Source organism: Alteromonas ulvae (genome assembly GCF_048987005.1).
Classification (GTDB): domain Bacteria; phylum Pseudomonadota; class Gammaproteobacteria; order Enterobacterales; family Alteromonadaceae; genus Alteromonas.
In genome coordinates this window covers 2,836,739-2,856,063 of the sequence record NZ_CP185261.1, presented here as the reverse complement: position 1 = coordinate 2,856,063, position 19,325 = coordinate 2,836,739, and the positions used below count along the sequence as shown (strand labels likewise).

At 45.4% G+C, this 19,325-nt stretch carries 21 protein-coding genes and 1 other annotated feature; of the genes, 10 read left to right on the top strand and 11 right to left on the bottom strand.

Annotation, left to right across the window (positions count from 1 at the left end; all coding sequences use genetic code 11):
* Nucleotides 1-20: 20 nt before the first annotated feature.
* The 8 genes from hisIE to hisG are packed head-to-tail and all read right to left on the bottom strand — an operon-like array spanning nucleotide 21 to nucleotide 7,196.
* Nucleotides 21-638 (bottom strand): bifunctional phosphoribosyl-AMP cyclohydrolase/phosphoribosyl-ATP diphosphatase HisIE, encoded by a 618-nt coding sequence (hisIE, locus tag ACOJR9_RS12510; protein WP_420933290.1) that lies wholly within the window; start codon nucleotides 636-638, stop codon nucleotides 21-23.
* On the bottom strand, nucleotides 635-1,447 hold the full coding sequence (gene hisF / locus ACOJR9_RS12505; RefSeq protein WP_032095923.1) for an imidazole glycerol phosphate synthase subunit HisF: 813 nt from the start codon (nucleotides 1,445-1,447) through the stop codon (nucleotides 635-637). Before hisF ends, hisIE begins: the two co-directional genes overlap by 4 nt.
* Complete coding sequence (gene hisA, locus ACOJR9_RS12500; RefSeq protein WP_420933289.1) at nucleotides 1,429-2,166, bottom strand: 1-(5-phosphoribosyl)-5-[(5-phosphoribosylamino)methylideneamino]imidazole-4-carboxamide isomerase; 738 nt, start codon at nucleotides 2,164-2,166, stop codon at nucleotides 1,429-1,431. The genes hisF and hisA overlap by 19 nt, the downstream gene beginning before the upstream one ends.
* Nucleotides 2,166-2,798, bottom strand: coding sequence for an imidazole glycerol phosphate synthase subunit HisH (gene hisH, locus ACOJR9_RS12495; protein ID WP_420933288.1), 633 nt, complete (start codon nucleotides 2,796-2,798; stop codon nucleotides 2,166-2,168). Before hisH ends, hisA begins: the two co-directional genes overlap by 1 nt.
* Nucleotides 2,798-3,868: a bifunctional histidinol-phosphatase/imidazoleglycerol-phosphate dehydratase HisB gene (gene hisB, locus ACOJR9_RS12490; protein ID WP_420933287.1), complete on the bottom strand. Its 1,071-nt coding sequence runs from the start codon at nucleotides 3,866-3,868 to the stop codon at nucleotides 2,798-2,800. Before hisB ends, hisH begins: the two co-directional genes overlap by 1 nt.
* Entirely contained in the window at nucleotides 3,865-4,941 is a 1,077-nt protein-coding gene (gene hisC / locus ACOJR9_RS12485) for a histidinol-phosphate transaminase (protein ID WP_420933286.1), read from the bottom strand. Before hisC ends, hisB begins: the two co-directional genes overlap by 4 nt.
* Nucleotides 4,941-6,281, bottom strand: a complete 1,341-nt coding sequence (gene hisD / locus ACOJR9_RS12480; RefSeq protein ID WP_420933285.1) for a histidinol dehydrogenase — start codon at nucleotides 6,279-6,281, stop codon at nucleotides 4,941-4,943. Before hisD ends, hisC begins: the two co-directional genes overlap by 1 nt.
* A 12-nt stretch (nucleotides 6,282-6,293) precedes the next feature.
* Complete coding sequence (hisG, locus tag ACOJR9_RS12475) at nucleotides 6,294-7,196, bottom strand: ATP phosphoribosyltransferase (RefSeq protein ID WP_420933284.1); 903 nt, start codon at nucleotides 7,194-7,196, stop codon at nucleotides 6,294-6,296.
* A 50-nt stretch (nucleotides 7,197-7,246) separates the two neighbouring features.
* Nucleotides 7,247-7,363 (bottom strand) — a sequence feature (His leader region).
* A gap of 265 nt (nucleotides 7,364-7,628) precedes the next feature.
* On the opposite strand from hisG, the gene ACOJR9_RS12470 reads away from it, so the two are divergent.
* Nucleotides 7,629-7,880, top strand: a complete 252-nt coding sequence (locus tag ACOJR9_RS12470) for a hypothetical protein (RefSeq protein WP_420933283.1) — start codon at nucleotides 7,629-7,631, stop codon at nucleotides 7,878-7,880.
* 56 nt (nucleotides 7,881-7,936) lie between these two features.
* Here ACOJR9_RS12470 and ACOJR9_RS12465 read toward each other — a convergent pair whose 3' ends face one another.
* On the bottom strand, nucleotides 7,937-8,509 hold the full coding sequence (locus tag ACOJR9_RS12465) for a YSC84-related protein (RefSeq protein ID WP_420933282.1): 573 nt from the start codon (nucleotides 8,507-8,509) through the stop codon (nucleotides 7,937-7,939).
* 273 nt (nucleotides 8,510-8,782) lie between these two features.
* On the opposite strand from ACOJR9_RS12465, the gene ACOJR9_RS12460 reads away from it, so the two are divergent.
* Entirely contained in the window at nucleotides 8,783-8,971 is a 189-nt protein-coding gene (locus tag ACOJR9_RS12460) for a hypothetical protein (protein WP_420933281.1), read from the top strand.
* A gap of 48 nt (nucleotides 8,972-9,019) precedes the next feature.
* Here the strand turns inward: ACOJR9_RS12460 and ACOJR9_RS12455 are convergent, their stop codons facing one another.
* Nucleotides 9,020-9,265 carry a DUF6482 family protein gene (locus ACOJR9_RS12455; protein WP_032095937.1) on the bottom strand — a complete coding sequence of 82 codons (246 nt, stop codon included), beginning with the start codon at nucleotides 9,263-9,265 and terminating at the stop codon, nucleotides 9,020-9,022.
* 115 nt (nucleotides 9,266-9,380) lie between these two features.
* The gene (locus tag ACOJR9_RS12450; protein ID WP_420933280.1) at nucleotides 9,381-9,863 is read right to left on the bottom strand and encodes a DUF2244 domain-containing protein; all 483 of its coding nucleotides are present in this window, start codon (nucleotides 9,861-9,863) and stop codon (nucleotides 9,381-9,383) included.
* Nucleotides 9,864-10,022: 159 nt separating this feature from the next.
* On the opposite strand from ACOJR9_RS12450, the gene ACOJR9_RS12445 reads away from it, so the two are divergent.
* The 8 genes from ACOJR9_RS12445 (at nucleotide 10,023) to fadD (ending at nucleotide 19,320) form a co-directional block, all read left to right on the top strand.
* A complete protein-coding gene (locus ACOJR9_RS12445; protein ID WP_420936128.1) occupies nucleotides 10,023-10,946 on the top strand; it encodes a sulfite exporter TauE/SafE family protein in 924 nt (307 codons plus the stop codon).
* Between the two features lie 67 nt (nucleotides 10,947-11,013).
* Entirely contained in the window at nucleotides 11,014-12,324 is a 1,311-nt protein-coding gene (locus ACOJR9_RS12440; protein ID WP_420933279.1) for an alpha-amylase family glycosyl hydrolase, read from the top strand.
* Between the two features lie 119 nt (nucleotides 12,325-12,443).
* On the top strand, nucleotides 12,444-14,366 hold the full coding sequence (locus tag ACOJR9_RS12435) for an ATP-dependent DNA helicase (RefSeq protein ID WP_420933278.1): 1,923 nt from the start codon (nucleotides 12,444-12,446) through the stop codon (nucleotides 14,364-14,366).
* 12 nt (nucleotides 14,367-14,378) lie between these two features.
* Nucleotides 14,379-15,098: a tRNA (adenosine(37)-N6)-threonylcarbamoyltransferase complex dimerization subunit type 1 TsaB gene (gene tsaB, locus ACOJR9_RS12430; protein WP_420933277.1), complete on the top strand. Its 720-nt coding sequence runs from the start codon at nucleotides 14,379-14,381 to the stop codon at nucleotides 15,096-15,098.
* Nucleotides 15,099-15,193: 95 nt separating this feature from the next.
* Complete coding sequence (locus ACOJR9_RS12425) at nucleotides 15,194-15,490, top strand: hypothetical protein (protein ID WP_420933276.1); 297 nt, start codon at nucleotides 15,194-15,196, stop codon at nucleotides 15,488-15,490.
* A gap of 375 nt (nucleotides 15,491-15,865) precedes the next feature.
* Nucleotides 15,866-16,612, top strand: a complete 747-nt coding sequence (locus ACOJR9_RS12420; RefSeq protein ID WP_420933275.1) for a Slp family lipoprotein — start codon at nucleotides 15,866-15,868, stop codon at nucleotides 16,610-16,612.
* Between the two features lie 58 nt (nucleotides 16,613-16,670).
* Nucleotides 16,671-17,546, top strand: a complete 876-nt coding sequence (locus ACOJR9_RS12415; protein WP_420933274.1) for an alpha/beta hydrolase — start codon at nucleotides 16,671-16,673, stop codon at nucleotides 17,544-17,546.
* Nucleotides 17,547-17,667: 121 nt separating this feature from the next.
* Complete coding sequence (fadD, locus tag ACOJR9_RS12410; protein ID WP_420933273.1) at nucleotides 17,668-19,320, top strand: long-chain-fatty-acid--CoA ligase FadD; 1,653 nt, start codon at nucleotides 17,668-17,670, stop codon at nucleotides 19,318-19,320.
* Nucleotides 19,321-19,325: the final 5 nt, after the last annotated feature.

Below are 19,325 nucleotides of genomic sequence, written 5' to 3'. Positions count from 1 at the left end.
TTAAAAGAGACGTAAAGCTGTTACTTATGGCGCTCTTGTAATACGCTTAAGGCGTCATTTAGCGACATATCGCTGGCTTGTAACAGCACGGTGAGGTGATACAACAAATCAGCAGCTTCGTTTTTAAGTTCTTCTTTGTCGTGAACGGTTGCGGCTAACGCAGTCTCAACGCCTTCTTCACCCACTTTTTGTGCAATGCGTTTAATGCCTTTGTTATAAAGGCTGGCAGTATAGCTGCTTTTAGGATCGGCCGTTTTACGTGATGCCAATACGCGCTCTAAGTCGGCTAAAAACGTAAACGCAGGCGTACTGCCTTCAAACCAGCAGCTTTCCACACCAGTGTGACACGTCGGGCCGTTGGGGTTTGCTAGTACTAGCAGGGAATCGCTATCGCAATCACTGGCAACGCTCACCAAATCTAACGTATTACCCGATACTTCACCTTTCATCCACAAACGCTGTTTAGAGCGGCTGAAGAATGTCACTTTGCCACTTTCTAGGGTTTTGGCTAGTGCGTCTTGGTCCATATAGCCTTGCATTAACACTTTGCCAGATAATGCATCTTGCACAATTGCAGGCAAAAGATTATCCATCTTCTCCCAGGCCAAGGTATCGCTGTTTTCATTCGTAATGATCATGGGTTAACTCCTTCTGCTTGCGCTGTTAAGCCATGACGCTTGCGCATAGGGACGCCGTTGGCAGTTAACTCTGCTTTCAACTCGTCTATATTAATAATGTTTTTATGAAATACTGAGGCGGCAAGGGCCCCATCAACGTCAGCTTGCTGAAACACGTCGGTAAAGTGTGCAATTTCGCCTGCACCACCTGATGCTATTAACGGCACTTCGCACGCATCTCTTACCGCTTTAAGCTGTTTAACGTCGTAACCATTGCGCACGCCGTCTTGATTCATGCAGTTAAGTACGATTTCACCAGCACCACGAGACTGCACTTCTTTAATCCAGTCTATGGTTTGCCACTGACTTTTTTGAGTGCGGCTTTCATCACCAGTAAATTTGTACACTTCATATTGATTAGTGGCTTCGTTGTAAAAGCTATCAATACCGATAACCACGCATTGCTGACCGTATACGTCGTGTAACGCGTTTATCAAATCAGGGTTATTGAGGGCAGGGGAGTTAATGGAGATCTTATCCGCGCCCATTTCCAGAATGCGCCCAGCATCTTCAATACTTTTTATGCCGCCAGCAACACAAAATGGAATATCAATTACTTGCGCAATGCGGCTTACCCAGCTTTTATCCACAACGCGAGCGTCAGAGCTTGCTGTAATATCATAAAAGACCAGTTCGTCAGCGCCTGCCTTGGCGTATTGCTCAGCAAGTGGAACAATATCACCAATTATTTCATGGTTTCTAAATTGAACCCCTTTTACTACCTTGCCGTCGCGAACGTCTAAACAAGGAATTATGCGTTTTGCCAGCATGCGATAGCCTCCTTCACGGTGAACTTACCTTCCAGTAAAGCGCGACCTAAAATGACGCCATCAACCTTGGTTGGCTTTAAAACGGCAATGTCATTAAGGCTTCCAATACCGCCAGAGGCCTGCCATTTTACATTAGGAAACTGAGCTGCCATTTCTTCATACAGCGCTTTGTTCGCGCCTTGTAAGGTACCGTCACGGCTTATATCTGTGCACAACACATGTTTAGCACCCACGCTGGCGAAATCGTCTAACAGCCCTTCAAGGGCAACGCCTGAGTTTTCTTGCCAGCCATGGGTGGCAATCAGTTTTTCGCCGCTTTCGCTGATGTTTATATCTAAGGCAAGTACGATATGTTCTGGTCCATACTTCTCAACCCAAGACTTCACTAACTCAGGTTGTTTGACGGCCAGAGAGCCAATCACAACACGACTTACACCTGTCTCAAGTAGCTGTGCTACCTCATCTTCAGAGCGAATGCCGCCACCAGCTTGAAACTTCATGCGCTTGGTGTCTACCATCGCTTTAATCAATGACAGTTGACGCTTGCTGGTATCTTTTGCGCCCGTTAAGTCAACGATATGCAACCAGGTCGCGCCTTGGTCAGCATAGTCATGTACTACTTCTACAGGGTCTAATTCGTATTGTGTCTTTTGCTCGTAATCACCTTGGTAAAGACGAACCACGTGTCCGTCAATAAGATCAATTGCTGGAATTATCATTATAAGTTCACAAAGTTGGTAAGAAGTTGTGCGCCAGCCTCGCCGGAGCGCTCTGGGTGAAACTGCACGCCATAAAAATTGTTTTTATTAATGGCCGCAGAAAATGTGCCGCCGTAATCGCAACGGGCAAGGGTATGAGCATAATCAGGCACAGCAAAGCTGTGTACAAAGTAAAAGTAGGTGTCTTGCGGTATGCCTTTAAACAGTTCATCATCACTGTGCTTTACAGTGTTCCAGCCCATGTGAGGTAAACGCAAACCGTTAGCTTCCATGCGTGCTACGTGCCCAGGCATAAGCGAAAGACACGGAATATCACCACTCGTGTTATTCATTCCACCTTCAGCACTGCTGTCTACCATCAACTGCATGCCTAAACACACGCCTAATACTGGTTGAGTGAGAGACTGTAGTGTAGCAACAAGTTCTTTTTGTTTAACGCTCGCCATCGCAGCAGAAGCCGTTCCCACGCCAGGTAAAAACACTTTATCTGCGGCGGTGATAACGCTTTTATCATCAGACACTTCTACCTCTACCCCTAAACGCTCTAATGCAAATCGCACGGAAGAGATGTTGGCGCAGCCAGTATTTACAATAACTATTTTCTGTCGCTGGTTTGTGTTTACCACGGACATTACAGGGCTCCCTTACTGCTTGGTAGTGCGTCGCCTTTTAATGCAATGGCTTGACGCAGCGCGCGACCAAATACTTTAAATAAGCTTTCAACCTGATGGTGCGCATTACCTTCACTTGTCGATAAGTGTAAAGATAGGCCCATACTTTGCGCTAAAGAATAGAAAAAGTGTGGCACCATTTCTGTGGCCATTTCACCCACTTGGTCACGGCTAAACTCAGCTTCAAACTTAAGGTGAGGGCGGTTTGATATATCCATTATGCATTCTGCGCGACACTCATCCATAGGCAGTGCAAAGCCAAAGCGACCAATACCGCGTTTGTCTCCTAGCGCTTTTTTAAGGGCTTCACCAATGGCTAGCGCGGTATCTTCAACGCTGTGGTGATCGTCAATGTGCAAATCGCCATCTACAGACACATTAAGCTGAAAGCCACCGTGAACGGCAATTTGATCAAGCATATGATCGAAAAAGCCAAGCCCCGTGTGAATAGCCGATTTCTCTTGAGAGTCTAAATCTACACGCACTCTAATATCGGTCTCAGACGTAGTACGAACCACTTCTGCGATACGAGACGAAGCAAGAATGGTCTTTTGAACCGTATTCCAATTAAGGTTGTCGCGGTTGTATTGCAGTGCCTTAATTCCCATATTTTCAGCAAGCTGAACGTCGGTAATTCTATCGCCAATCACATAAGAACGGGTAAAGTCGACTTTGCCTTGTTGAAGGTAGTCTTTAACCATACCAAGCTTGGGTTTGCGACAGGTGCAGTTGTCTTCATCAAAATGTGGGCAAATAAGCACGTCGTCAAAGGTAACCCCTTGGCTTTCAAAAATGCCCATCATGGCATTATGCGCCACGTCAAAGTCTTGTTGAGGGAAGCTATCAGTACCTAAACCGTCTTGGTTAGTTACCATTACCAGTTTAAAACCTGCTGCTTTGAGTTTTAACAGTACCGGTATAACGTTTGGCTCGAAGACCAGTTTTTCTAAACTGTCTAATTGCTTATCTACAGGCGGTTCTTCGACAAGAGTGCCGTCGCGGTCTATAAATAGTATGGCTTGCTGACTCATGCCCCGTCCTCATTTATAAAATCATTTATTAATTGCATTAATCGTAAATTTTGTTCTTCGCTACCAATACTCACTCGTAGGCAGTTATTGAGATTAAGCTGTTTAGACTGGTCGCGAATGAGCATGCCTTTTGATACCAAGTACTGCATTAGCTCTGCAGACCTTGTGTATCTAAACAAGATAAAGTTTGCCTTTCTGTCACCAATGAGGCGAATGCCATCAATTTCTGACAGCGCAGTGGCAAGTATCTCTTTCTCCCGATTTATTGTGTCTACCTGCAGCTGTAAAAGCGTTAACGACTCTGTCGACAGCGCTTTTCCTGCAATCTGAGCAACCGGCTCAGGAATAGGGTAAGGCGCTATCACTTTCAGCAGTGCCTGAATAACAGGCTCTTGGGCTAAGGTAAATCCGCAGCGAAGCCCAGCTAACGCAAACGCCTTGGACAAAGTGCGTAATATAACGAGGTTAGGGTAAGTAGCAATGTCGTTTGCCCATGTGTTTTCAACATCAAACTCAATATAAGCTTCGTCTACTACCACTAAAGCTTTATCTGCAAAGTGAGTTAACACTTGTTTGATGTCATCCCGGGCAACTTGGGTGCCAGTTGGGTTGTTAGGCGCACAAATAAATACCACGTTGACGTCGTCGGTAGCACAAACGCCATCCACGTCTAAGGTGAAATCTTCGTTAAGCGGTACTTTTTTCACACCCACATTGCAGGTTTCAGCACTAATTGCGTACATGCCATAGGTAGGAGGGCAAATAAGAATATTGTCTTTACCTGGCGTACAAAAAGTTCGAATGAGAAGCTCAATGCCTTCATCGGCGCCACGGGTGATAAGTAGGTTATTACTACTAACGCCCGCATAGGAGGCATAACCATTTACCACCTTGCTGGGCTGGCATGAAGGGTAGCGATTAAAGTTGCTGCTATCTACAGCATAATCGTTAGCATAGGGCGACTCATTTGCGTTCAACCAATCTTGCCCGCCAGAAAACAAACGTCGTGCAGACTCGTACGGCTTAAGCGGAACGAGGTTTTCGTTAATCAGCGTATCTACTAAGCGAGACATTACGCGTTGCTCCCATTATTGACATCAACGGCATTGGAAGTGTTGTTCATGCCAAGTTTGTTCATACGAAGCGCCACAGCCTGCTCGTGAGCATCTAACCCTTCCGCGCTAGCTAGGGTCATGATTGCTGGACCAAGGTTACGCATGCCGTCGGCTGACAATTCTTGAATCGTGTAGCGGCGCATAAAGTCTAACAAGCCTAAACTTGAATAGTTTTTCGCATAGCCATAGGTAGGCAAAACGTGGTTAGTGCCTGAGGCGTAATCACCCGCTGATTCAGGCGACCATGGGCCTAGGAAAATAGAGCCTGCGTACTTTATTTTTGGCAGGTAGTTTCGAGCATCTTCAATTTGAACAATCAAGTGTTCCGCCGCATAAGCATTGCTTGCTTCTATTGCTTCCTCAATTGAGCTGGCCAAAATATAACGTGCGTTTTCCATGGCCGGTCTGGCTATTTCAGCACGAGACAAAGTGGCAAGCTGTCGTTCAACAGCGGCTTTCGCTGCGTCGATTAATTCACGGCTATCACTGACTAAAATAGCCTGTGAGTCTGGGCCGTGTTCGGCCTGAGAGAGTAAATCGGCAGCAACAAATTCAGCGTCGGCAAATCTATCTGCCAGTACCAAAACCTCAGAAGGGCCCGCTGGCATATCGATAGCTGCACCATCTGCACGCTGGCTCACTTGCTGTTTAGCTTCGGTAACAAAACTATTACCTGGGCCAAAAATTTTATCCACCTGGGGTATACTCTCGGTGCCTAACGCCATAGCGGCCACGGCCTGTGCGCCGCCGCACAGGAAAATGTTCTCAATACCGCATTTGCGAGCTGCATAGGCAATTTCAGGTGCAATGCGCTGCTCTTTATTGGGCGGAGTGCATAAGAGCTTGCGCTCGCACCCAGCCACAAGTGCCGGCACACCAAGCATCAATACAGTTGATGGTAGGGGAGCGCTGCCCCCTGGAATATATAGACCAACGGCATCTAAAGCAGTAAATCGAAGTTCACACTGCACACCGGGTGTGGTTGTCAGTGCGATGTCAGAGGGTATCTGCGCTTCGTGAAACTGCTTAATATTGTTAAAGGCAGTATCAATAGCGTTGGCCACGTCCACACTTACCTGTGAGGCCAATTCATCAATGTCGCTCTGCGAAAGCACAAGCGATTGTAAATCAGGGCAATCAAATTTGCGGGTGTAATCTAAAACCGCACTGTCGCCTTTGGCCTCAACGTTAGCGATAATCTCGCTAACGGTTAGTTTAAGTTGCTGGCTATTGGCCATAGCCGGGCGCGAGAGCGCCTGTTTTTTCTCATCATTAGAAAGAGATGACCAAGTAATCATAATAGTCTGCCTTTAGCCCATCATTTTTTCGATTGGCATTACAAGAATAGAGCTACAACCAAGGGCTTTTAATTTTTCCATGGTAACCCAGAATAAAGTTTCTGTTGATACTACGTGGATAGCCACTTGCTCTTCATTGCCAGCAAGAGGAAGTACAGTTGGATTTTCTGCTCCCGGTAACAAGCTTTTCACCTGTTCTAAGTACGCTTTTGGTGCGTGGAGCATGATGTACTTACTTTCTTTTGCTAACAGAACACCGTCTACGCGAGGCATCAGACGATTGATCAATGCTTGTTTCTCATCGCTCATGTCGCTGCCAACACGCTTAATCAATACCGCCTTAGAACGGAAGATCTCTTCTTTTTCTACCAGCCCGTTTGCTTCTAGGGTGGCACCAGTAGAAACAAGATCACAAATGGCGTCTGCAACACCAGCACGAGGAGCAACTTCCACAGAGCCCGTTAGCATGACGGCTTTTGCGTTAATGCCCTGTTCTTTGAAATAGCGTTCAAGAAGGTAAGGGTAGGTTGTGGCCACTTCTTTACCGTTAAGCGATTGAATGCCATCGTAATTCATCTCGTTAGGTACCGCGATGGATAAGCGACAGCCACCATAGTCTAGGCGACGAAGCGTTTCGTATTCAAAAGGTTTTCCTGCAGCTTTTCGCTCAAGAGATTTTTCTTCTAACTCGTTCTCGCCAATAAAGCCTAAATCAACGACACCGTCCATTACTAGGCCTGGAATATCGTCATCGCGCACGCGCAGTAAATCAATAGATTCGTTTGTAGAATGCGCAATCAGTAGACGATCACGAATATTGAGTTTTATGCCGATTGCCTTTAATAATGCAATGCTGTCATCGCTCAAGCGGCCTGATTTCTGTACGGCAATTCGAAGTCTTTTGCTGTTACTCATTAAAACGTTCCTTACACATGTTGTGTTTACTTGTGATTGCGCAAAACATAAAAAACCCCCGGAAGTTTCCTTCCGAGGGCCGAGAATTTTTTATCTGCGCCATTGGAAGGAGACATAGACCTTCCAGCACGAACCTGAAAGGTTATGCTATGTAGTGATGGTGGTGTTTCACAGCGCAATTGATCATTTTGACAATGTATGTCCTAAAATTTAACGAGCGAAACATTAGCGGTTTGAGCCAAAGTTTGCAAGGCTAAAGTGAACTCTTTGGCTGCAATACGTACAAATTAATAAACATATAGTAAAACTTTTTGATTTGAACAAAACTAAACTTTTTACAACTATGCTTAAATGGTTGTTGTTCCCATGTCGATGTGCCTTTATTTGGCGAAGGTTTTGACTAGATAAAGAAACGGCAAAGAGGCCACTTTTATGAGTAACGACTTATTGTTTCCTATTTTACCGCGCAATACGAAAATTGTTATTGAAGAAAACAAGCGTGTAAAAAAGGTGGAAAAACCAAAAAAATCTGAGCACCTCTCTGAAGAGGATAGCGATCAGTTTGACGAAATAAATCGCGCCGATGCGTTAGAGTACGCAACGAAGCACAGACATGAAACTAATAAGAAAGACGGCGACGATAATAATGAAGGGGGATTAAAGCATATCGACGTAAACGTTTGATGAGCGGCAAACTCATAACAGGTTTGCCGCCCCGCACTGTCTACTATCTAGGATGATTAGTTAAGTGTTTTGTCTACCCAAAACTTTGTCCCTTTAACGGTAGCTTGCAGCGCCAATCCGCTTTCGGTCATAGTGTATACGGTGACATCACCTAGATAACCTTCACCTTCAGCAGATGCACCTTTGTTCCCAGCCTTAGCCGCAGCGTCGGCATTTGTACCTAGGGTCCAACCATTTTCAATAAAGTACGACATGGCTTTTTGCGAGTGGAAAACCATGACAACACGATAGTCTTTAGCGCCTAAACCCAAGCCCACGCCTCCTTCTGCCATGTTCATATAGGTTTTAGCACCCGTTGTGTTGTTGTTTACCACGCCATAGCCCGTTCCTGCGGCAAAAAAGATAACGTTCACGTTAGCATTAGTGAAAACAGCATACCCCGCAGCATTTTGTAATTGTGCGCGAGTGTCGGGCTTTTCGGTGTAAAGACGGGTTAATGCATTTTGTTGCATATCTAAAATAGCCTGTCTTTTTTCAGCAACACTTCCATTTCCCATTGATGCACAAGCACCAAGCATAAAAGTCGCGGCGAAAATCCATCCGTGAGAAGCTAACCATTTGAATTTCATATTTTTCTCCATAACATATTCGTCTTGTTTATTAATAGGTGAAAACGAGATAGGTCTTAAGTAATCGGTGATTAGCACGATTTAAGCCATTTTTTCATTTATCTACATGTGTTCTATGCATTTACTTTGCCAGCTAATAGTTTGTCGAAATTCGCGCACACGGTGCTTTCGAGTTCAATGAATAGAATTAGTTGCACTATTTGAGAATAAACGCAGGCAAAGTGTCACGACTGATGTCGGTAAAAGTGGGAGATTAACAAGGATGTTGCATTAGTGGTGTACAGTTATCGACAGCTTTTACCGCCCCATGAAGCAAAAAACGCAGCAGCATCAACCGCTGCGCTTATCGATGGCTATTGGCTGCGTTATTCCATGGGAAGCGTTGGCCACGGCAACTTCGAAGAGCCGGTTGTGAGAATTAAGCAATACGTAAGAGACACTATTAATCTCTTTGCTGACTGAGGGCCTAATCGGCATTTCATGGCAATAAAAAAGAACCTTAGCGGTGCTTTATAATTCAATTTCCAGTTCTAGAGCGCCTGGATGATCGGTCTGGCCTACCATTTCTTCGTAGGGTGTATTTTGTCTTAGCCACACGTGCTCAAAAGATTGTGTGTCGAAATGCTCCCTTATTTCATTCAAACAATGAAATGTCTTTGGTTGCGAACTCTTGTCTCTTACAAGTGCACGGGATGCTCCGACACCGGTAGACGCAAGATAATTACCGCCCTCTAATGATTCAATGTACAAGTTCATAGCTGAATTTCTCCTTAACGTTACTTAATGTTTAGTCGAAATAGTTGAAAAGTGATCATTAATTATGATTCATTTATATAAACCGACGCGCTGCAGTGATTAAGTCTGGCAGCAGCTACCACCATTTATTGCTGCATCTCAGTAAGCCTGCCGATGTAAGGTGTGTAGAGAGTTGGTCTTTATCTGATTCGTTTAAAAAACTGCCAACCTCACACTCGCATACGTCGTCTTTTAAAATAACTCGGGGTAACCGGCCAAAACGGGTGTCCTCAATAAAATAGAGATATGACGCGGTTTTGTTCAACACCCAGCGATTGCCTTGGGAGGTGGTAATTTCGATAGTGGCTGGAGCAATGGTGATATCTTCCCATCGATAGGTTGCGCGAGAGGTAATATACATAACACAAATAAGCGCAAATACTTCTGCGCCAGCAAAAGGAAGGATTACCCATGCACCCACTACAGCCCAAGCGGTTGCTATTGAGCAAATAAATAGCGCAAAGGCTAGCATAAGAAATTTTGTCTGCTTCCATGTGGCAGATCTATTCGGCGTTATATGAATAACGGTGTCGTTATTTTCTGTTGATACTACTATCATGTCGCTGCGTTAACGATACGGCCGTGAAAACAAACATGAGCCTTATACGTTTCGATTTAAGCATTTAGATTGAAGTTTGTTCAGTTGCAGGTAGCAGCTCGAATACTCAATTAATTCGTTGTAGGAAAAAGAGACTTGTCATATTCCCTATCATTGCCACTGTTTTCTCGCAAAAGAGCGTGGTTTTTTGCCTTTTTTGCAGTATGGGCTTTTGTTATTTTTTCACAAAATAATGTGGAGGCTTTGCTACAAGAATATGGTTTTTTTACTTTTGTCGGCATAGTAGGGGCGGTATTTGCCAATGCCACAGGCGCTGGTGGCGGCGTGATTTTCGTCCCCTTTTTTGCGTATCTCTCTTTTACCCCCGACAGTATTGTAGCAACAAGCTTTGCTATTCAGTGTTGTGGTATGACGGCAGGCGCAATTACCTGGACTCGCTTTTTCTGCTCTCAACGCAAGACAGACCAACGCAAAACAGACCAGCGTAAAACAGACAGTCAGTGGGACGCACTGCCAAGTGCTCTTTTATTAACTGTCATACCTTCTATTTGTGGTGTTCTCTTTTCGCAATACACCGCGCATGGCTCAGCGCTTCTACTCAATGTATTGGGAGGGCCTGAAAACCTACATACGGTATTCGGCGTGTTTTCCGTTATTTTGGCCATTGCCATTATAGGGTCAATTCCGCTGATGAAGCGCCAGGTGTTCAGCAACGCGCTAGCCGGAAACGATATCGTTTGTCTTCCTACCATCGCCTTCCTGGGCGGATGCATTACTGCTTGGCTATCTATCGGTGTGGGCGAACTCGTCGCGGTTTACCTCATTATCCGCGGCTTCAACGTCACCATGTCTATCGCGGTGGCGGTTATTTTATCTGCGTTTACAGTGTGGTCAGCAGTTCCCTTTCATGTACTTGTCAGCCATGCCATAGTATATGACGTTGTCATATTTGCTGGCGCGGGCGCTATTTTGGGCGGTGTTATGGCTAAATACCTTGTGCTGGCTTTTTCTACGCAATCACTAAAGCTATTTTTTGGGTTATGGGTATTTTTACTAGGCGTAACCAGCCTACCTATTTTTTAGCGTTTTTTTATAAGTCGCTATATATTCATTACACGATAAGCGACTGATCTTTCTAGGGAGTTAGTCTATGCAATTTGACGTAACACCTCGTTCTCTATATCGCGTAAAGCAGCCTGACTGGTCTTCCCATGCGGTTATCTATCAAGTTAATACCCGGCAATTTAGCGCCAAGGGTACCTTTGAAGGAGTTACCGAAAGACTCGAGCATATTAAGGAGTTAGGCGCAGATATCATATGGTTAATGCCAATTCACCCTATTGGTAAAAAGAACAGAAAAGGGCAGCTCGGCAGCCCCTATGCGGTTAGAGATTATCTTGATGTCAACGCCGAATTTGGTAATAAGGAAAGTTTTAAACACCTGGTATCTCAAGCTCATAAGCTCAACCTTAAAGTCATTCTAGACTGGGTACCTAATCACAGTGCGTGGGACAACGCTCTTGTCGAGTCTCACCCACACTGGTATGCAAAAGATCACAAAGGTGACTTTCGTCCATCGCCATGGTGGGATTGGTCTGACATTATCGAGTTTGATTATTCCCAGCCTGGCCTGAGGGAATACATGATTTCTGCAATGCGATATTGGGTGGAAGCGTTTGATATTGATGGATTTCGCTGTGATGTTGCAGGTTACGTTCCCAACGATTTTTGGGAGCAAGCTCGTCACGCTCTCGACGCCATTAAACCCATATTCTTACTTGCAGAGTGGGAAAACAGAGATTTACACGAGAATGCTTTTAATATGACCTATGCGTGGAGCTGGAATGAAACCCTTCACGAATTAGCTATGGGTCGCTGCAGCGTAGACAGGCTCAGAAAATACTATTCATGGAATGAGAGAGCATGGCCGCATAATGCCTATCGCATGACGTTTGTCAGCAATCACGATAAAAACGCGTGGGATGGCACCCAGCGTGAGCAGTTTGGTGATGCACTGGAGGCGTGTATTGCGCTTTCAGTTATAGGCGAGGGGATGCCTCTTATTCACAATGGACAAGAAGCCGGAGAAACCAAACGTTTGGCTTTTTTTGAACGAGATCCCATTAAGTGGCAAGAACATCCAATTGGCAAACTGTACCGAGGGCTCATCGCCCTTAAAAAATCGAAGCCATTTTTAGGTAATGGCGAGTTTGGAGCACGCATGATACAAGTGCCTAACTCATCCATGGCTCAGGTATTCAGCTTTGTAAGGCGAGAAGAGCGCGAGGACGACAAAGTCTTTGTGGTGATTAACTTTTCTGATGCGCCCGTAACGGTGACTTTTGAAGAATCGCTGCATTTAGGTACGCTGCAACATTGGGATCGCAATCAGAAAACGACGTTTTCTCGAGATACCGCGCTCACGCTAAAACCTTGGGGTTTTGAAATATGGCACATTTGAAATCTGGCACAAATAACAGGGAATTTGTTTATTTTTACATACGTTGTTCGATAGGTTTTCAACGCTGTTTTTGGCATAATGCGCGCCTAACAATGCAATGTATTTGAAACGTCCCAACAATGCCCACTATAAAAAATGTATTTTCATCTGATGGCCTGCTGGCAAAAACCATAAAAGGGTTTGTGCCAAGAGAGGCGCAAACCGACATGGCTAACGCGGTAAAGCACGCTATCGATACAACGGGCAGTTTGGTGGTAGAAGCCGGCACCGGAACGGGCAAAACCTTTGCTTATCTTGCACCAGTGTTAATCAGCAGTGGTAAAGCCATTATTTCCACCGGAACGAAAAACCTGCAAGAGCAGCTTTTTCACCGCGACCTACCGCTAGTAAAAAAAGCGTTGAGCAGCAAGCGCAAAACTGCACTGCTAAAAGGGCGGTCGAACTATTTGTGTTTGCACCGATTATCTCAGCACGGCGGTAACTCCACCTTGGTAGAAAAAGAAGTGTTGGGTCAGTTATCTGAGGTGAAGCGCTGGTCAAGCACTACCAAAAGCGGTGATATGGGAGAGCTTAAAACCCTTCCAGAGGATGCGCGAGTGCTACCTATGGTGACATCTACCGTAGACAACTGTTTAGGCCGAGAGTGTCCAGACTACGAAGACTGTTACCTAGTGAAAGCCCGCCGCAAAGCCCTTGATGCCGATATTATTGTGGTGAATCATCACCTGTTCTTTGCCGATATGGCGCTAAAAGACACGGGGTTTGGCGAGCTTATTCCCGAAGCCGATGCCATTATTTTTGATGAGGCCCACCAAATCCCTGATATCGCTAGCGACTATTTTGGTGAGTCGTTGTCTACGAGGCAAATTCAAGACATTGCCAAAGACATTACCTTACTGTTTAGAACGGTACTCAAAGATGCTGGGCAGCTAGATAAAGCCGCTGATAAATGTCGCATGATAGCGTCTGATTTACGTCTGCTTTTTCCTCACGATCCTGAGCGGGGAAATTGGGCACTTGCACTCGATCGCGACGAAGTTCGCCTGCAGGTGGGTAAGCTTGCCGAAGCGCTAGGCGTGCTTTATGAAGTGTGCAAGCTGCATTTAGGCCGCGATAAAGACTTAGATAACATGTACGAGCGTATTGTTGCATCGAGAGAGCAGCTTGACGCGTTAAGCGATAATAAACAGCAAAATGTCAGTTTGTGGTATGAAACGACACCGCGCCACATTGTTATGCATTTAACACCGCTATCTATCGCCGCAAAATTTAGACGTTTTGTAGAGTCGCCTCCTCGCGGATGGGTGTTCACGTCGGCCACTCTAATGGTAAACGGCGGTTTCGAGCATTTTCAGCGTAGGATGGGATTAGAAGATTCAGAAACCCTCGGCTTAGACAGCCCGTTTAACTACCCAGAACAAGCCATGCTGTGTGTGCCGCGCTACTTGCCTGAGCCAAACAGCTATGCAATGCGCGAAACTCTGCTGCACACGGCGAAGCGTTTAATCAAGGCTAGTCGCGGGCGTTGTTTCTTGTTGTTTACCAGTCACGCGATGCTAAGAGAAATAGCAAAGAAACTGGAAGATGAAATTGACAACCCACTGCTTGTGCAAGGAACCACCACAAAGCAAGCATTGTTGGATGCGTATTTAGCCGACGAGAAAGCTGTACTCATGGGCACAGGTGCATTTTGGGAGGGCGTTGATGTTAGAGGTAACGATCTTGTCTGCGTGATGATAGATAAGCTCCCGTTTGCTTCACCGGATGATCCTTTGCTTCAAGCTAGAATGGAAGATGTGAAAAAACGCGGCGCAAATCCCTTCGGCGTTATTCAGATCCCACAAGCGGTAATTACCCTAAAGCAAGGAGCTGGGCGCCTTATTCGCGACCCTACCGATAAAGGGGTGTTGGTCATTTGTGATAATCGCTTAGTGACTAAGCCTTATGCAAAGACGTTTATCGCTAGCTTGCCTGACATGAAGCGCACGCGAAGCCTAGATGATGTAGAGGCATTTCTTGCCGGCATCGATGATGAAGAATAAAAGAGAGTTGTAATGAATATTTTAGCTATTGATACAGCAACAGAAGCGTGTTCAGTCGCCTTAGAAGTCGATAATACGCTATATAGCCATTTTGAAATATGCCCGCAGCAGCATAGCCAGCGTCTGTTACCTATGATTGACGGAGTACTTAAGGAAGCCGGCGTCGAATTAGCTTCTCTTGATTTATTGGCGTTCGGTCGCGGCCCCGGTAGTTTTACGGGAGTGAGAATTGCAACCGGTATGATTCAAGGGCTAGCACTTGGCATAGGGTTACCCGTTGCAGGCGTTAGCACGCTAAAGGCGATGGCCGTTGAATCTGCACAACAGCGCACAGAAAAATTCGTTGCCGTTGCGTCAGATGCGCGCATGGGTGAAGTTTACTTCTGTGTATACAAACAGTCAGGTAAGGAGTTAGACATTATTGTTCCTGAACAAGTGTGTCCGCCGTTAGACGCTGTTAATCACCTTAACGAATTAGGTGATGAGCTGAACAATAACGTGATTGTGGCTGGCACTGGCTGGACGGCCTATGATGAGCTTGAGCAGTGGTTAAATACGCGAAAAGGCGAAGACGCGTCAAAAAATATAGCAGTAACACTACCAAACGCAGCTTTTATGCTTGAAGACGCCAAAGAGGCCGCCCGTGCAAACACGACCACAAGCGCCGCGGAAGTGAAACCGGTTTACTTGAGAGATAAGGTGACCTGGAAAAAACTTCCAGGCCGTGAATAAATTTTTGTCATTTAACAGAACTGAAACTGCTACTAGTCTGCTTTGTATGGAGAATGTAAATTGCATGGAATGAAAATTGCAATGTAAAGCCCGTTATGAATATCAATACTAATTTTGGCATACCATCCTCTGACGCTACTCAAAGCAGGGTCTCGAAAATTTCGAAAGACCCTCAACAGGAGAGCAAAGGGCAAAACGAATCGTCTCAAGTTAAGGCGATTGTTGTTGCACCCGACGAACAGGGCACGAGCAATGCAAAGGCCTACCAAGATTTTATAAAAGAGGATAGCAACGCCTATTCTCAGCAAGCCATTGCGTCTTACCAAAGTTTTGAAAAACAGCAGCAGCGAGAGTCAATAAAAGACCTGTTTGGTGTTGATATTTACGCATAGAGTAGAGCGGTATCCCCTTTATTTTTGTCTATCACTTTGCTTACTCATCTCTGGCTAATTATCTATTTGCTATTTGCCGGTTGGCGTTAAGGTAATCGTCCCGAAGGCTTATCGTCGTATTCCACTTATTCAATGCTGACACATTGGATCTTAGGTGGCTGAAATGCTCAGACTTTTACTGGCTTTGCTTTATAATCTTTATCATTTTGTAACAGAACTCTAGTGGTTCTGTGAACGTATAGATGCTAACTTGGTCTTAGTGATGCAACCTTCAAATTTTTGACGCATAGGCGTGATTAAGGTTGTCTGCTTAATATTTTACCTCAGTGATAACGCCGGGGTTAATTATAAAATGCCGTACAAAGGAGCGCGCTTATGTCTCGATATCTACTTTTATTGACCGTGTTCATGTTTGCAGGATGTGCCATGGTACCAGATACCCTAGAGGTACCTGAAGGCACTGCATTAGTTTCGTATTCCAGTGCCGTTACCTCAGGGGCCAGTGCACAAGGGCAAAAGGCCCGTTGGGGGGGAATTATCGTCGGCGTTGAAAACAAACCAAACCAAACGTTTATCGAGCTTGCGCATTTCCCGCTCAACCACTACGGTAAACCGCGCAGCTCCGGTGAAACATCGGGACGTTTTAAAGTTCAGATAGACGGATTTGTCGATCCTATCGTGTTTGAAGAGGGGAGAACCGCCACTTTTCTAGGAACACTTATTGCGCCAACCACGGGCATGGTAGGGGAGCAGCCCTATATTTATCCCACTATCGCAGCTGATGACTATCATATGTGGCGTGATCGGGAGGTATATGACGTCAATACCTTTTTCTTTAATTACCACAGTGGCTGGTATTCTCCGTTTTACGGCCTGCGAGGTCCTTGGGGATGGGGTGGCGGTGCTTGGGGATGGGGTGGCGGTCCCTGGATGGGAGGAGGATTTATTGGAGGGCCTTGGATGTTCCCTCAAATGAATCGCATGCGAGTGATCCGGTATAGCAATGCACCGAGACGTGCTAAGATCACAAACATGAATAGTGCTGGCTCGGCAAAAAGAAGTACTACGAGTGGAGGCCGAATAGGGCCAGTGGCAACCAGTCCGAAAGTCGAAAAATATTAATAATAGTGGGCGGCAATATAATGCCGCCTTTTCTTTGTTGTAAGTATAAAGATGACAAGTGTGGCAAAATCTTGCCGCCTATGGTGACGCGTTTATGTTTGAATTTGAAGCAATGGCAGGTCCCACCAGATTAGCGGGTTTAGACAATCAAGTAAGTGGACAAATCGTCATTGGTATTCACGGCTATCTGGATAACGCTGAAAGTTTGCGAGTGCTTGCGCCGTATTTGTCATCTTGTCGCTATATCGCTATTGACCTTGCAGGTCACGGGCGTTCTTCCCATCGTCCTGATGGTATGCATTACAATCAAACCGACTATTTACAAGACTTGCATGCGCTTATTGAAAATGAAGGCTGGGATGATGTCATTCTCATTGGGCATTCTCTTGGCGGCATCCTTGTGACACTTTATGCCGCGTTGTTTCCTGAAAAAGTAAAAGCGGTAGTGAGTATTGATGCGTGTGGGCCGCTTACCGAAAGCGAAGAAACGACACAGCAGCAAATGCGGAATGCATTAATTAGCCGACACGGTAAATCAATCAGCCAGCGCCGCATCGTTAACATTGACGACGCGGTGAGAGCGCGATGCAAGATAGCTGATATGACGGCTGAGCATGCGCGACAGATACTGACACGCAATATGACAAAAGAGGCAGATGGCAACACCTTTTGGTGTAGTGATCCTAAATTGCGGACAAAATCCATACTTAGGCTTACAGAAAAACAAGCACAAACCTTAATGGAGTCGGTGTCATGTCCTATACTCTTTATCGGCGCATCAAAGAGTTTTAAAAATTTGCCGCATGTCTATGAGCAACGAGCACACTGGTTTGAATCTGCGCAATATGAACAAATTGTAGGCGGTCATCACATTCACATGGAACAAAGTGAGGTTGTAGGGCGTCTTATTTGCCAATTTGTTGAGCAAATGTAAATTGTAGCGTTTATTTTTTTTTACACTTCCTATACTATTCGCAAGTTATCAGACCAGTTATATGGGCGCGGTTTCTCACGGGCTCAATTATTAGTAGAAGAATAAAGTAAAGGAGGTTTTGGTGGAAAAAACCTGGCTTAAACATTACGACCCTCGTGTATCCGCAGAAATTGATGCCGATCGCTACGACTCTGTTGTCGACATTTTTGAACAATCGGTAAAAAAATTTAAAGATAAAGAAGCCTTTATAAACATGGGGCATTCAATGACGTTTGGTGAGCTTGATGCGTTATCGGCTCAGTATGCAGCTTATCTGCAGGCAAGCGGGCTAAAGCGCGGTGATGCGGTAGCGATAATGATGCCAAACCTTCTGCAATACCCGGTAGCCATGTTTGGTATTTTACGCGCTGGTATGGTCGTTGTTAATGTAAACCCCTTATACACGGCCAGAGAGCTTAAACATCAGCTTAACGACGCAAATGTAAAAGCCATTGTTATTGTCGAAAACTTTGCCTGTACGCTAGAGGCAGTTATTGGCGATACCCAAGTCAAAGAAGTGTTCCTTACTGCACTTGGTGACATGCTTCCAGCGCCAAAACGGTGGGTAGTGAACGCAGTGGTAAAGTACGTGAAGAAAATGGTGCCGTCGTTTAATCTGTCGTCTACCACGTCATTTATGTCAGCAGTCAAACAAGGACGGTCTCTAGAATATAAGCGTCCAAATATAGAAAACTCAGACATAGCGTTTTTGCAATACACCGGCGGTACAACAGGTGTATCTAAAGGAGCAATGCTGACTCACAGAAATATGGTTGCCAATCTAGAGCAAGTATCAGGAATACTTGAAACGGTAATAGAAGAAGGTAAAGATTTTGTCGTTACGGCATTGCCGCTTTATCATATCTTCGCATTACTGGCTAACTGCCTGATGTTCGTGAAGTACGGCTGTCGTAACTTGCTTATCACTAACCCACGAGATATGCCTGCATTTGTCACTGAGTTAGGGAAGTATCCGTTTACTATATTGCCCGGCGTAAACACACTGTTTAACGGTCTACTCAATACGCCGGGGTTTGACGAACTTGATTTCTCGAACTTTAAGTTTGGACTTGGTGGGGGCATGGCGGTTCAACGTCCTGTTGCTGAAAAGTGGGAAAAGGTAACAGGTACTGTGCTTCTTGAGGGGTATGGCCTCACAGAATGCTCTCCAGTTGTTGCGGTAAACCCACCTCAGATAGAGGCGTATAAGGGCGCAATTGGTATGCCCGTCCCTTCTACCGAGATCAAGCTATTAGATGACGATGGAAATCCGGTAGAAAAAGGTGAACCAGGTGAAATGTGGGTAAAAGGCCCACAAGTAATGAGGGGATATTTAAATCGCCCTGAAGCGACAGAAGAAATTTTAAAGGACGGATGGCTTGCCACAGGTGATATCGCTACGGTAGACGATGAAGGTTACTTCTATATTGTTGACCGTAAAAAGGATATGATCCTAGTTTCAGGCTTCAATGTTTTTCCTAATGAAATTGAAGAAGTCGCTGCAATGCACGACAACATCGTTGAAGCGGCTGCGGTGGGTGTACCTCACGAAGTCAGCGGTGAGGTTGTTAAGTTATTCGTAGTACGTAACAACGATTCGTTGACTGAAAAAGACGTTATCGCGCACTGCCGTAGTGAACTGACTGGGTACAAAGTGCCTAAGCAAGTTGTCTTTAAAGATGAGTTACCAAAAACCAATGTAGGTAAAATACTGCGTCGGGAACTTAGAGACTAATTTCT

What these genes read in the sequence shown, in the direction of transcription:
- ACOJR9_RS12455 (WP_032095937.1), bottom strand. Translation starts at nt 9,265, where the DNA reads ATGAACTTGTACATTGAATCATTAGAGGGCGGTAATTATCTTGCGTCT.
- hisH (WP_420933288.1), bottom strand. Translation starts at nt 2,798, where the DNA reads ATGTCCGTGGTAAACACAAACCAGCGACAGAAAATAGTTATTGTAAAT.
- hisA (WP_420933289.1), bottom strand. Translation starts at nt 2,166, where the DNA reads ATGATAATTCCAGCAATTGATCTTATTGACGGACACGTGGTTCGTCTT.
- hisD (WP_420933285.1), bottom strand. Translation starts at nt 6,281, where the DNA reads ATGATTACTTGGTCATCTCTTTCTAATGATGAGAAAAAACAGGCGCTC.
- ACOJR9_RS12450 (WP_420933280.1), bottom strand. Translation starts at nt 9,863, where the DNA reads ATGATAGTAGTATCAACAGAAAATAACGACACCGTTATTCATATAACG.
- ACOJR9_RS12420 (WP_420933275.1), top strand. Translation starts at nt 15,866, where the DNA reads ATGTCTCGATATCTACTTTTATTGACCGTGTTCATGTTTGCAGGATGT.
- ACOJR9_RS12470 (WP_420933283.1), top strand. Translation starts at nt 7,629, where the DNA reads ATGAGTAACGACTTATTGTTTCCTATTTTACCGCGCAATACGAAAATT.
- hisF (WP_032095923.1), bottom strand. Translation starts at nt 1,447, where the DNA reads ATGCTGGCAAAACGCATAATTCCTTGTTTAGACGTTCGCGACGGCAAG.
- ACOJR9_RS12435 (WP_420933278.1), top strand. Translation starts at nt 12,444, where the DNA reads ATGCCCACTATAAAAAATGTATTTTCATCTGATGGCCTGCTGGCAAAA.
- ACOJR9_RS12425 (WP_420933276.1), top strand. Translation starts at nt 15,194, where the DNA reads ATGAATATCAATACTAATTTTGGCATACCATCCTCTGACGCTACTCAA.
- hisG (WP_420933284.1), bottom strand. Translation starts at nt 7,196, where the DNA reads ATGAGTAACAGCAAAAGACTTCGAATTGCCGTACAGAAATCAGGCCGC.
- tsaB (WP_420933277.1), top strand. Translation starts at nt 14,379, where the DNA reads ATGAATATTTTAGCTATTGATACAGCAACAGAAGCGTGTTCAGTCGCC.
- hisIE (WP_420933290.1), bottom strand. Translation starts at nt 638, where the DNA reads ATGATCATTACGAATGAAAACAGCGATACCTTGGCCTGGGAGAAGATG.
- hisB (WP_420933287.1), bottom strand. Translation starts at nt 3,868, where the DNA reads ATGAGTCAGCAAGCCATACTATTTATAGACCGCGACGGCACTCTTGTC.
- hisC (WP_420933286.1), bottom strand. Translation starts at nt 4,941, where the DNA reads ATGTCTCGCTTAGTAGATACGCTGATTAACGAAAACCTCGTTCCGCTT.
- ACOJR9_RS12465 (WP_420933282.1), bottom strand. Translation starts at nt 8,509, where the DNA reads ATGAAATTCAAATGGTTAGCTTCTCACGGATGGATTTTCGCCGCGACT.
- ACOJR9_RS12440 (WP_420933279.1), top strand. Translation starts at nt 11,014, where the DNA reads ATGCAATTTGACGTAACACCTCGTTCTCTATATCGCGTAAAGCAGCCT.